Source organism: Mesorhizobium sp. M7A.F.Ca.CA.002.04.1.1 (genome assembly GCF_004022805.1).
GTDB classification, from domain to species: domain Bacteria; phylum Pseudomonadota; class Alphaproteobacteria; order Rhizobiales; family Rhizobiaceae; genus Mesorhizobium; species Mesorhizobium ciceri.
This window is the reverse complement of sequence record NZ_RZPL01000056.1, coordinates 1,483-14,470: the sequence shown is the minus strand read 5'-3', so window position 1 is coordinate 14,470 and position 12,988 is coordinate 1,483. Positions and strand designations below refer to the sequence as shown.

6 protein-coding genes and 1 pseudogene are annotated in these 12,988 nt (G+C 64.2%); 5 read left to right on the top strand and 2 right to left on the bottom strand.

What is annotated here, in order from left to right; all coding sequences use genetic code 11:
• Nucleotides 1–367: hypothetical protein (locus ENZ75_RS05165; protein WP_164754750.1), on the bottom strand; the 367-nt coding region annotated here is incomplete at its 3' end.
• 3 nt (nt 368–370) lie between these two features.
• Nucleotides 371–2,299 (bottom strand): autotransporter assembly complex family protein, encoded by a 1,929-nt coding sequence (locus ENZ75_RS05160; protein ID WP_063168512.1) that lies wholly within the window; start codon nt 2,297–2,299, stop codon nt 371–373.
• Nucleotides 2,300–2,571: 272 nt separating this feature from the next.
• Between ENZ75_RS05160 and ENZ75_RS05155 the strand changes: the two genes are divergently transcribed.
• From ENZ75_RS05155 to ENZ75_RS34975, 5 genes and pseudogenes are all read left to right on the top strand, one after another.
• On the top strand, nt 2,572–8,070 hold the full coding sequence (locus tag ENZ75_RS05155; RefSeq protein WP_063168513.1) for an alpha-2-macroglobulin family protein: 5,499 nt from the start codon (nt 2,572–2,574) through the stop codon (nt 8,068–8,070).
• Nucleotides 8,071–8,244: 174 nt separating this feature from the next.
• Nucleotides 8,245–10,326, top strand: coding sequence for a penicillin-binding protein 1C (gene pbpC, locus ENZ75_RS05150; protein WP_128277941.1), 2,082 nt, complete (start codon nt 8,245–8,247; stop codon nt 10,324–10,326).
• Nucleotides 10,327–10,532: 206 nt separating this feature from the next.
• A complete protein-coding gene (locus tag ENZ75_RS05145; RefSeq protein ID WP_244514314.1) occupies nt 10,533–11,291 on the top strand; it encodes a M15 family metallopeptidase in 759 nt (252 codons plus the stop codon).
• Between the two features lie 220 nt (nt 11,292–11,511).
• Entirely contained in the window at nt 11,512–12,537 is a 1,026-nt protein-coding gene (locus ENZ75_RS05140; RefSeq protein ID WP_013530876.1) for a sulfate ABC transporter substrate-binding protein, read from the top strand.
• Nucleotides 12,538–12,558: 21 nt separating this feature from the next.
• A pseudogene (locus ENZ75_RS34975) lies at nt 12,559–12,988 on the top strand (molybdate ABC transporter permease subunit); the annotation flags it as partial.

The following is a 12,988-nucleotide window of genomic DNA, read 5'->3' as shown; positions in this document are numbered from 1 at the left end:
GCTGCGTGCTGGCCACCGGCAACCGGGCGAGTTCTATGCGCTCGGCAGCGATGCGGTCGGCGCTGAAGTTTTTCGACAGCAGCGCCAGCGGCGACCAGTCGACGGCCACCTTGCGCGCCACCAGCCAGGCACCCTCGCGATCCTCCAGCACGACATGGTCGACGCTGAGGGCTCCCGACCAGATGCCGTCTATGCCGCTGACCGTGATCTTGCGGTCGTCGGTCGATGCCAGCCGCGAAATGATGCCGGCGAGATTGTCGCGGCCGCGCTCGGTCTTGGTTAGCACCACCAGCGCGCCGATCGCTCCCGCAATCACGATCAGCAGGGTGTAGAGAACAATGCGGAGGATGCGCCAGACTGTTTTCATCGCTCAGAATGCCTGTCCGATGCCGGCATAGATGCCGAAATGCGGATCGCCCGGATCGCGGTTGAGCGGCACGGCCGCGTCGATGCGCAGCGGCCCGAACGGCGTGACATAGCGCAGGCCGACGCCGGCGCCGACCTTGACATCGGAGAAATCGGGAACCGATTTGGTCGACACGGTGCCGGCATCGACGAACGGCACGATGCCGATCGTGTCGGTGATGGCGATGCGCATCTCGACCGAGGTTTCGAAGAAGGACAGGCCGCCGATCGGCTGGCCGGTGAAATCCTTCGGACCGATGCCCTGATAGGCGTAGCCGCGCACCGAACCGCCGCCGCCGGAATAGAAGCGCCGGTCGGCCGGCACATTCTGAAGCCCGGTGCCCACGATCGAACCGATGGCGACACGTTCGGCCAGCACGAACTTGGAAGCCGAATCCAGCGACTGATAGGCCGACCCTTCGCCCCTCAGCTTCAGGAAGGCCGCACCATTCAAAATGTCGTAGCTCGGCTCGGCATAGGCCAGCACCCGAAAGCCGCTGGTCGGGTTCAGGCGGTTGTCCCTGTTGTCGTAGACATATTGCAGCGGAATGCTGGCGATCAGGTATTTGTGCTTGCCGAAAGCGTCGTGGATGCGGGAATAGTCGAGCGCCACCTCGGCGGAAACCGTCTGCTTCTTGGTCAGTTCGTAGGACAGTCCGGTGCTGCCCTTGATCGAGAAATGGTCATAGGCATCAGGATGTTCGAGCACCGTCTTGACGCTGGCGAAGAACTTCGATGCCGGTCCGATCACACCGGGTTTCTCGAACATGATGCCGGCATTGTAGTTGAGTTCGCCGAGATCGTTGCTGCCGATGCCGCTGATCTTGCCATCGATGCGCAGCTTCTCGGCCCGGCCGAACAAATTGCGGTGGCCCCAATAGCCCTCAAGGCCCAGCCCCTCGGTGTTGGAAAAAGTGCCGCCGACGCCGAAATAGCGTGGCTTGCGCTCGCTGACCTGGACGCCGATCGGAATGTTGCCGTCGGCATCGAGCGTGTCGGCTTCCTTGAACGTCACGCTGTTGAAGACCTCGAGCGCCAGCAACCGGTCGCGCGCATCGTCGATCTCTTGCGGCGAGTATTGCCGGCCGCGCTTGAGGCCGGTCATGTATTCGGTGAAGTCGCGGTCGACCTTCTCGGTGCCTTCCACGGTGGTCGGGCCATAGCCGGCGACCGGTCCGGCGGCGACCGTCAGCGTCACGTCGAGCGTCGAGGTGGCATGGTCGGCGACGATCTGGCGGTCCGTCACCTCTGCCAGCGGCCTGCCTTGCTCCTTCAGCGTCCGCACGATCAGCGCCTCGGCCTTGAGCACTGCGCCGGATCCGGCGTCGCCGCCTGATATCAGGCCATAATCGGCGCTCATCAGTCCTGCCGCGTCGCCTTGCAGCCTGATATTGCCCAAGGTGAATTTCGGCCCGGTAGCAATGTCGATCGCCACGGGAACCGGCTGCGGACCCTTGAATTCGGCATCCGGCGGCAAATCGTCGAGCGGCTTGCCGTCGATGGTGACGGTGACGACGCCTTCGTAGCGGGCATCGGCATAGAGCGCGGCGACAAGCTGTTCGCGGTCGCTGCGCGCCTTGGCCATCAGCCCGAGCGAGCCTGAAACCGGACGCTCCTCGTCGCTCTTCAGCGCCGAGGCATTTTCGAGCTTCTTGACCAGGTTCTTGTCGGCATCGGGGGCATTGATGGTCACGGCGTAGCGCAGCGGATCGACGATGTCGGCATCCTCGTCGCTGGACGATCCCCACAGCTTGATGCCGAAAAGCTCGAAAGCGGCCGCCGGGGACGATTCGGCGACGAGCACGGTCGAGCACATCATGGCCAGCAGCAGGGCGCGCGGAAGCGCACGCCCTGGCGCGCGACCTCCTGACATCTGCTCTTCATGCGCCGGCATTAAGACAACCTAGGTTACAAAACTAAAATTGGAATGAAGTTCTGAAGCGCTCGTAAAGGGGCCACAATCCAATTGTCTGAAATAGGACGGGCTTGGAATTCACACCTTTTGCGTCGCCGCAAGAAAGCGTGATCCCCTGTCCTATGGAGGTACTACCGGTCATCGACCGGAAAGGAAACCGTTGGCAGGCGGAACCCTGCCGCGTCCTTGTGTTGACAAGCCTGACTGAAGCTTGATCATGCCCGGACGTCAGCTGTGTCTGGAGGGGTGTTATGGCAATGCGCGCGGCTCGTGGTCTTTCGATTCTGATTCTCCTGTTTTTTGCCTGGGCCAATGTCCTGGCCTGGAGCAGCGTCTCGCAGGCGGCCGAGGCCCGGCGTATCGCGACAACGGACAATTCCGATTATTTCGGTTTTGATCTCAGGTCCGACCAGAATGTGACAATCGACCAGTGCAAGACGACATGCCTGGGAGACCCGGCCTGCCGCGCCTTCACCTACAATAAAAAAGCCAAATGGTGCTTCCTCAAATCCGACTACAACCAGTTGAAAACCTTCAACGGCGCGGTCGCCGGCAAGGTCGTCAACATCGATGGCGATCCTGATATCGGCGCGCCGCCGGAACTCGCCTTTTTCCCCAACTGGATGGCCGACCAGGCCCAGCAATACCGCAACAAGCTGCTCGGCCCGGCCTATGACAAGCCGACAGAAGGCATGGCTGCCTTGCTGAGTGCCGCCGAACAGGCCGTGCTGACCGGCGACCACCGCTCCGCCATGCTGAAATACGAGGCCGCTGTCTCGGTACTGCCCGATGATGGCCAGCTCTGGCTCAACCTGGCGCGTGAAACGCTGGCCGTGCAGCCCGCCGCCAGCACATCCGAAGCTTCCACTTTGCCGACGAACGGCACTTCGGCCGCATTCAATGCCTATAAACTACTGCGCACCACCAAGACGCGCGCCGAAGTGCTGGCGCTGCTCGGCAACGGCCTCGACAAGCGCGATCTCTACCGGCCGGCGCTACAGGCCTATGAGGCGAGCCTTGCCCTGAACCCGTCGCCGGCGGTCCAGGCCGACTATGCCGATCTGAAGGCGCGCAAGGGTTTCCGCGTTATCGACCACACCATCGACGCCGACACCAGCGCGCCGCGCATCTGCGCGCAATTCTCCGAAGATCTGGTCAAGACCGGCGTCGATTACGCGCAATTCGTCACCGTCGACAATGCACCGCCCAAGGGCGTCGAGGCCAAGGACAAGCAGATCTGCGTCGAAGGGCTGGAGCATGGCCAGCACTACGACGTCACCTTCCGCGCCGGCCTGCCGGCGGCAATCGGCGAAGTGACCGCGGCACCCGTGGTGCTGTCGATCTATGTCCAGGACCGCGCACCGTCCGCCCGCTTCACCGGTGATAGCTTCGTGCTGCCGGCCGGCGCGCGCCGCGGTATTCCGATCGTTACCGTCAACATGAACGCCGCCGAGATGAAGCTCTATCGCATCGGCGATCGTTCGCTGGCACAGCTTCTGTCGGGCTACCAGTTCCTGCACCAGCTGGACGGCTATGACATCTCCAACATTTCCGAGCAGATGGGCGCGCCGGTCTGGCAAGGCCAGCTCGACATCGCCAATGACCTCAACAAGGAGGTCACCACCTCCTTCCCGGTCGACGAGGCGGTGCCGCAGCGCAAGCCCGGCGTCTACGTGCTGACCGCCCAGGCCGTCAACAACAAGAGCGACGACTACAACTCGATGGCCACGCAATGGTTCGTCGTCTCCGACATCGGCCTGTCGACCTATACCGGTCAGGACGGGCTCAATGTCTTTGCCCGTTCGCTGGGCAGCGCCAAGCCGATCGCCGGCGCCGAACTGACGCTGGTCGCCAGGAACAATGAGGTTCTGGGCACGGCGACGTCGGATGCCGACGGCCATGCCGTCTTCAACCCCGGCCTGACGCGCGGCGACGGCGGCATGGTGCCGGCCGTGCTGATGGCCAAGCAGGGCGACAATGACTTCGTCTTCCTCGACATGGGCCGGGCCGGCTTCGACCTGTCCGACCGCGGCGTCACCGGGCGCGCGGCGCCAGGTGCGCTCGACGTCTATGCCTGGACCGAACGCGGTATCTACCGCGCCGGCGAGGATGTTCATGTCGCCGCACTTGCTCGCGACGGTGCCGCCAAGGCGGTCGAAAACCTGCCGTTGACCTTCATCTTCTCGCGCCCCGACGGCGTCGAGGACCGCCGTATCGTCAGCGACGGCGCATCGGCCGGCGGCCATGCCGTCGACCTGCCGCTCGCCCCCAACGCCATGCGAGGCACCTGGTCGGTGTCGATCTACACCGATCCCAAGCAGCCCGCGGTGGCCAGCCAGATGTTCCTGGTCGAGGATTTCGTGCCGGATCGCATCGAATTCGACATGAAGGCCGACAAGCAGGAAATCGCCCAGGGCGAAACCGCCAACATCGACATTGACGGCCGCTTCCTCTATGGCGCGCCGGCAGCAGGCTTGGCGCTGGAAGGCGAGCTGACGCTGTCGACTTCGCGCGACTGGGACCGTTTCCAGGGCTTTTCCTTCGGTCTCGCCGACGAGCAGTCGGCCGAACCCACGGTCACCCCCCTCGCCGATCTGCCGGTGGTTGGCGATGACGGCAAGGCGACCTTCCCGGTCTCCGTCGACCAACTGCCCTCGACCACCAAGCTGGTCGACGCCAAGGTGACGGTCAGGATGCGTGAAACCGGCGGCCGCGCCATCGAGCGCTCGCTCAACATCGGCATCCGCCCGCAGGGCCATATGATCGGCATTCGTCCGGATTTCGCCGACAATGAAGTGCCGCAGGGCGGCACGGCCAAGTTCAGCCTGATCGCCGTCGATCCCGACGGCAAGCGTGAGGCGCTGAAAGGCGCGCAATGGACGCTGGTCAAGGTCGAACGCAATTACCAGTGGTACCGCTCCAACAATTCGTGGAATTACGAGCCGGTGACCTTCACCAAGTCGATCGCCAACGGCCAGGTCGACCTCAACGCCGACGGCGACGCAACGGTCTCCGTGCCGGTCGATTGGGGTCAGTACAGGCTCGAGGTTGAAACCGCCGATCCGGAAGGACCGGCGACCAGCTACGAGTTCGACGCCGGCTGGTATGTCTCCTCGACCACCACCGAAACGCCTGACGGCCTCGAAATCGCCCTCGACAAGGACAATTATGCCGCCGGCGAAGTGGCCAAGCTGAAAATCTCGCCGCATTTTGCCGGCGAACTCTTGATCAACATCGGCTCCGACAAGCTGTTGAAGACCATCACGGCGTCAGTGCCGGCCGGCGGCAGCACCGTCGACATTCCGGTCGGCGACGACTGGGGCGCCGGCGCCTATGTCACCGCAACCCTGTTCCGGCCGGGCGATGCGCAGGAGACGCGCATGCCGGCCCGCGCCATCGGCGTGAAATGGCTGAAGGTCGATCCGGGTTCGAAGAAGCTCGCCATCACCTTGACGCCACCGGACAAGACCATGCCGCGCCAGCAGCTGTCGATCCCGGTTTCGGTCGCCGGCGTGCAGCCGGGCAGCAATGCCTATGTCATGGTTGCCGCCGTCGATGTCGGCATCCTCAATCTGACCAGCTACAAGGCGCCGGATCCGGAGAACTGGTTCTTCGGCCAGCGCATGCTGGGCATGGAAATCCGCGACATCTACGGTCGCCTGATCGACGGTTCTCTGGGCAACGCCGGCAAGCTCAGGACCGGCGGCGACGGCGCCAACATGCAGGCGCAAGGCAGCCCGCCGACCGAAAAGCTTGTCGCCTTCTTTTCCGGCGTCGTCGAGCTTGACGCCGACGGCAAGGCGCGGGTCGACTTCGACATCCCGCAGTTCAACGGCACCGTGCGCGTCATGGCCGTCGCCTGGACCAAGGACGCGGTCGGCCACGCCCAGTCCGACGTGATCGTGCGCGATCCCGTGGTCATCACCGCCGGCCTGCCGCGCTTCCTGGCGCCTGGTGACGCCGCCGTTATGCGCCTCGACGTCGCCGACACCGATGGTCCGGCCGGCGACTATGCGTTCTCGATCGAAACGACGGGCGACCTGTCGACGGGCGACAAGCCCCTGCCCCAGAAGCTGACGCTCGCCCAGGGCAAGCGCCAGACGCTAACCGTGCCGCTGATCGCTCAGACGGCCGGCAATGCCTCGCTCACCATCAAGCTTGCCCATGCCGACGGCACCAAGGTCGAGCAGACGCTCTATGTGCCGGTGCGCCCGGCGCAATTACCGGTCACCACCCGCCTGGTGGTCGACCTCAAGGGCGATGGCGGCGCGCTTCGCGTCGACAAGGAGCTGCTCGCGGCAAGCCTGCTCGACGGCGCCTCTGTCAGCGTCGGCGTTTCGCAGGCTGCCGCCTTCGACGTGCCTTCGCTGCTGATGACGCTCGACCGCTACCCCTATGGGTGCGCCGAGCAGACCACCAGCCGCGCCATGCCGCTTCTCTACGTCAATGAATTGGCGTCAGGCATCGGCATGGCCAGCGATCCAGATATCCATGGCCGCATTCAGGACGCCATCTACAAGGTTCTGAGCTATCAGGCCTCGGGCGGCAGCTTCGGCCTGTGGGGGCCGGGCTCCGGCGATCTGTGGCTCGATGCCTATGTCACCGACTTCCTGACCAGGGCGCGCGAGCAGAAATACGACGTGCCGAGCCTGGCCATGAACCAGGCGCTCAGCAACCTGCAGAACTCACTCGGCTACGACCAGAGCGTCCAGGACCGGGGCAGCGAGATCGCCTACGCCCTCTACGTTCTGGCCCGCAACAAGAAGGCCTCGATCGGCGACCTGCGCTACTATGCGGACACGCAACTCGAAGCTTTTTCCAGCCCGATGGCCGTTGCCCAGCTGGCGGCAAGCCTGGCGCTCTACGGCGATACACCGCGTGCGGAATCGACGTTCAAGACTGCCCTGCAGTTGGCCAAGTCGACCACCGACTACGACTACTACCGCTCCGACTACGGTTCGCGGCTGCGTGATGGCGCGGCGATGCTGGCGTTGGCGGCGGAATCCAAGCCGGTACCGACAATCGTGCCGGAGCTGATCAGGCTGGTGACCAGGGAACGCGCCGAAGCCCGCTGGACCAGCACCCAGGACGAATCCTGGATGCTGCTGGCGGCCCGCGCGCTGAAAGAAGGCAATGATACGATCACGCTGACCGTCAATGGCGCGGCACATTCCGGCGGCTACTCCGACCAGGTCGAAGGCTCTGACCTTGTCGAAAGCCCGCTGACCATCGCCAACACCGGCAAGACCCCGCTGCAGGCCGTCGTCACCACGGTGGCGTCGCCGGTCCAGCCCCTGCCGGCCGGCGGCGATGGCTTCACCATCAGCCGCACCTACTACAAGCTCGACGGCACCGAGGCCAATGTCACCGAAGCGACGCAGAACGAACGCTATGTCGTCGTGCTCAAAGTCAACGAGCAGAACACATGGCCATCGCGCCTGCTGGTCACCGACCTGTTGCCGGCCGGCTTCGAGATCGACAATCCCGGCCTGGTCTCCAGCGCCCAGTTGACGAACTTCTCGTGGCTGGCGCAGACCGATGCGGCCCATCTCGAATTCCGCGACGACCGTTTCGTCGCGGCATTCAACCCGGCCGACGGCGACCACGACCACAATCTGACCCTCGCCTATGTCGTGCGCGCCGTGACGCCGGGTACCTATGCGCACCCCGCGGCAACGGTGGAAGACATGTATCGGCCGCAATACTCGGCCCGCACCGCCACCGGCATGATGGAGATCAAGGCGCCGTAAGGCGCTGATGGTGATGGACGCGATGAGCAAAGTGCCCCCTCACCCGCCCTCCGCTTCGCTCGGTCGACCTCTCCCCGAGGGGAGAGGAGACGGCCAGCGCTGGCGCCAGTCTCTTCTCCCCACCGGAGGGAAGGCGGCCGCGAAGCGGCCGGATGAGGGGGCATCTTTACTGCCATGAAGATGCTTCGCAAATTCGCTGTTGGAGCGGCAGGGTGCGCCGGCATCCTCGCCCTTTCCGCCGCGTCCCTCTGGGAACTCGACCGCGCCTTCCCGCCCCCGCTTCCAGCCGAACTCACGGTCTCCACCGAAGTCCAGGACCGCGATGGCCAGTTGTTGCGCGCCTTCGCCACGCCGGACGGCTACTGGCGGCTCGAAACCCGGCTCGACCAGGTCGACCAGCAATTCGTCGACATGCTGGTCACCTATGAAGACAAACGTTTCTGGGATCATGAGGGCGTCGACGTGCTGGCGCTGGCGCGCGCCGCCGGCCAGTTCGCCACCAGCGGCCACATCGTTTCCGGCGGCTCGACGCTTTCGATGCAGCTTGCCCGGCTGATCGAGCCGCGCGAAAGCCGCAGCCTCGGCTCCAAGATCAAGCAGATGCTGCGCGCCATCCAGATCGAACGGCGGCTGTCGAAACGCGAAATCCTCGAACGCTACCTCACGCTGGCGCCTTATGGCGGCAATCTGGAAGGCGTGCGCGCCGCCTCGCTGGCCTATTTCGGCAAGGAGCCGAAACGGCTCACCGTTTCCGAATCCGCCCTGCTCGTCGCTCTGCCGCAGCTGCCGGAAAAGCGTCGGCCCGACCGCAATTTGAAGATCGCCCACGCCGCCCGCGACCGGGTGCTGACCCGAATGGTCTCCTCCCGCCTGCTCGGCGAGCGCGAGGCCGCACGGGCCGCCCTCGACGATGTCTCGGACCTGCGCCGCACGCTGCCGGCGCTCGCCGCGCACGCCGCCTATGCGATGTTGCCCAAGGCCGTCCCCGGCCAGCCCTTGCAACTGACGATCCGCAAGAGCGTCCAGGAGGGGCTGGAACAGGTGGCGAGGGACGCGGCCACCAAGCTCGGCCCTCGCCTGTCGGTCGCCATGGTGCTGGCCGACTCCCGCACCGGCGACATCCTTGGCGAAGTCGGCTCGGCCAATTTCTTCGACGCCAGCCGCTCCGGCTGGATCGACATGACAAAGATCGTCCGCTCGCCCGGCTCGACGCTGAAGCCGTTCATCTACGGTCTTGCCTTCGAACAGGGCCTGGTGGCGCAGGAGACGCTGATCGATGACAGCCCTGTCGATTTCTCCGGCTACCGGCCGAAGAATTTCGACATGGGCTACCAGGGCGATGTCAGCATCCGGCAAGCCCTGCAACTGTCGCTCAACGTGCCGGCGATCCGCGTGCTCGACGCGGTCGGGCCAACGCGGCTGATGGCGCGCTTCCGCCAGGCCGGCGTCAGCCCCATACTGCCGGTCAACGAGGCGCCGGGCCTGGCCATCGGCCTTGGCGGCGTAGGCGTCACGCTGCGCGACCTCGCCCAGCTCTACACAGGGCTCGCCAATGGCGGCAAGACGCACACGCTGCATGACGGCACCGAGCCGGCCAATGCCGAGCGCACCAGCGCCACCATCCTCGACGGTCAGGCCAACTGGCAGATCATCGACATACTGTCGGGCGTCAAGCCGCCCGAGGGTGCCCTGCAGCGCGGCATTGCCTACAAGACCGGCACGTCCTACGGCTACCGCGACGCGTGGTCGGTCGGCTTCGACGGCCGCTATGTGCTCGGTGTCTGGGTCGGCCGTCCCGACGCCGGCGCGGTGCCCGGACTGTCCGGTTATGTCTCGGCCGCTCCCATCCTGTTCGAGGGTTTTGTCCGCTCGGGCCTGGCCACCGTCCCCTTGCCGGGCAAGCCGCCCGGACTGTTCAGCCCCAGGCGCGAGGACCTGCCGGTGACGCTCGCCCGCTTCGGCGCCGGGGCGGACGGCCTGGTGCAGGCGACAGTGACCGAACCCGCACCGACCATCATCTTCCCGCCCGACGGCGCCCGCGTCGATCTCGGCACCAATTCGGTCGACGCCTCGCCGCTGGTGCTGAAGCTGCAAGGCGGCCGTGCGCCGTTCCGCTGGCTCGCCAACGGCAAGCCGCTGGTGGGCATCGACCGTCGCCGCACCGCGACCTGGCAGCCCGACGGCGCCGGCTATTCGACGCTGACCGTCATCGACGCCGCGGGACGCGCGGCGAGCGTGAAGGTGTTTGTCGAATAGACGGCTGCAAGCGATTCGTGGAATTGGCTTTCCACAGGCTCAGCGGATAGCGGGATACTTCACCCATGCCTGTTCCGAGGCACCCCCCTCTGGCCTGCCGGCGATCTCCCCCGCAAGGAGGGCGATCGGATGTCCTTGCCGCTTTCGCCAGTTATCAATGGTGGAGCAGGACGCCAAAGCTGACAATCTCCCCCCTTGCGGGGGAGATGCCTGGCAAGGCAGAGGGGGGTGCCTCGCGCGATCCTTTCCTGTCGGCAGCCTCAGCACTGGCAGCAACAATCCTTGTCACGGCAATCACCCTCCCTGCTCTCGCTGACCCACTCCCCGCCGGCTTTGTCCGGCTCGCCGATGTCGACCCCTCGATCCGCCAGGACATCCGCTACGCCGGATCGGATAATTTTCTGCACCGCAAGGTGAACGGCTATGGCGCCCCGGTCTGCATCCTCACCGAGGATGCGGCGAAGGCACTCTCCGCTGTCCAGAAAGCGATCGCGGCCAAACGCCTGACCCTGGTGGTGTTCGATTGCTACCGCCCTGCCCGCGCCGTCGCCGACATGGGCGAATGGACAAAACAGGGCGGGCCGCCCGATCCGCAATGGTATCCGGAGGTCAGGCGCAGCGACCTGATCGCCAAGGGCTATGTCGGAGAGTTGTCGACTCATTCACGTGGCTCGACCGTCGACGTCGCCGTCGCCCAGATGGACCGCAGGTCCAGCCCGAACCCGGCCTGCGGCACCGGGGATGCCGACACGCTCGATTTCGGTACCGGTTTCGACTGCTTTGATTCAATGAGCGAAACCGCATACCGCGGCCCTGCCAGTGAAGCGGCGGCAAATCGCAAGATGCTTGTCGAAGCCATGCGCGCGGGCGGCTTCAAGAACTATGCAAGGGAATGGTGGCACTTCACGCTGAAAAGCGAACCGTTCGCCAAACAGCGTTTCGACTTTCCCATCACCGCCGATTGAGGCACCGGATCAAATTCCACACCTTGCCTCGGCACTACCCATTGCTAGATAGGCTGAGTGGCAGGGCCATGGATTCTTCCTTTGGCCGCAAGAGGAAAATATTTCTCCAAAGGACGAAATGGCGCCGAACATTTTCTCAAGAGGGGCAAAAAAGGCAACATTGAATGCACCTAATTTCTACCAATTCGGTAGATTTGGCGCAGGTTCAACGGAGGCAGAAATGACCAAACCTCATTTCAGGAAACTGCTCGGCGCACTGGTCGCCACATCTGTCCAGTTCGGCACGCTCGGTTTCGCGTTTGCCGATACCACCATTCTCAACGTCTCCTACGATCCGACACGCGAGCTCTACAAGGCCTATGACGAAGCTTTCGTCGCCCATTGGAAGGCCGAGACCGGAGAGACGGTCACCGTCCAGCAGTCGCATGGCGGATCGGGCGCCCAGGCCCGCGCCGTGATCGACGGCCTCGACGCCGATGTGGTGACGCTGGCACTCGAAGGCGACATCAATGCCATCGTCTCGAAGTCGAAGAAGATCAATCCGGACTGGCGCACCAAATTCGAAAACAATTCGGCGCCCTACACCTCGACCATCATCTTCCTCGTGCGCAAGGGCAATCCCAAGGGCATTCACGACTGGAGCGACCTCGTCAAGGACGGTGTCCAGGTGATCACGCCCAATCCCAAGACGTCCGGCGGCGCGCGCTGGAACTATCTCGCCGCATGGGCCTACGCCAACGCCAATGACGGCGGCGACGAGACCAAGACCAAGGAGTTCGTCGGCAAGCTCTACGCCAATGCCCCGGTGCTCGACACCGGCGCGCGCGGCTCGACCGTGACCTTCGCGCAAAAGGGTCTCGGCGATGTGCTTATCGCCTGGGAAAACGAGGCCTATCTGGCGCTCGACGAGTTCGGCGCCGACAATTTCGACATCGTCTACCCGCCGACCTCCATCCTGGCAGAACCGCCGGTGGCGGTGGTCGACGCCAATGTCGATGCCAAGGGCACGCGCAAGATCGCCGAAGCCTATCTGAGCTGGCTCTATTCCAAGGAAGCGCAGACGATCATCGCCAAGAACCATTATCGTCCTGCCAAGCCCGATCTGGTGCCGGCCGAGGACCTCGCCAAGCTGCCGCCGATCAAACTTGTAACCATCGACGATCCACAGTTTGGTGGCTGGAAAAAAGCACAGCCTTATCATTTCGGCGATGGTGGTATATTCGACCAGATCTACAAGCCCCAGTAAGCAGTCGATATTCAGGACGACATGACCACAGCACCCGCCCAGGCGGGGTGGCGATTCAGGCAGCCGAGCGTCATTCCGGGTTTCGGATTGACGCTCGGCTTCTCGCTTGCCTACCTCACCCTCATCATCCTCATCCCGCTATCCGGGCTGCTCTGGCGCTCGGCCGCCCTTGGCTGGCCTGAATTCTGGGCGATCGCCACCGATCGCCGCACCATCAATGCGCTGAGAATCAGCTTCGGCACTGCCTTCGTCGCGGCTGCTGTCAACGTCGTCTTCGGCACGCTGGTCGCATGGGTGCTGGTGCGTTACCGCTTCCCCGGCCGCCGCATCGTCGATGCCATGGTCGATCTGCCCTTCGCCTTGCCGACGGCTGTGGCCGGCATCGCGCTGACCACGCTCTACGCGCCGAACGGCTGGATCGGCAAATTGCTGATGCCGCTCGGCATCAAGG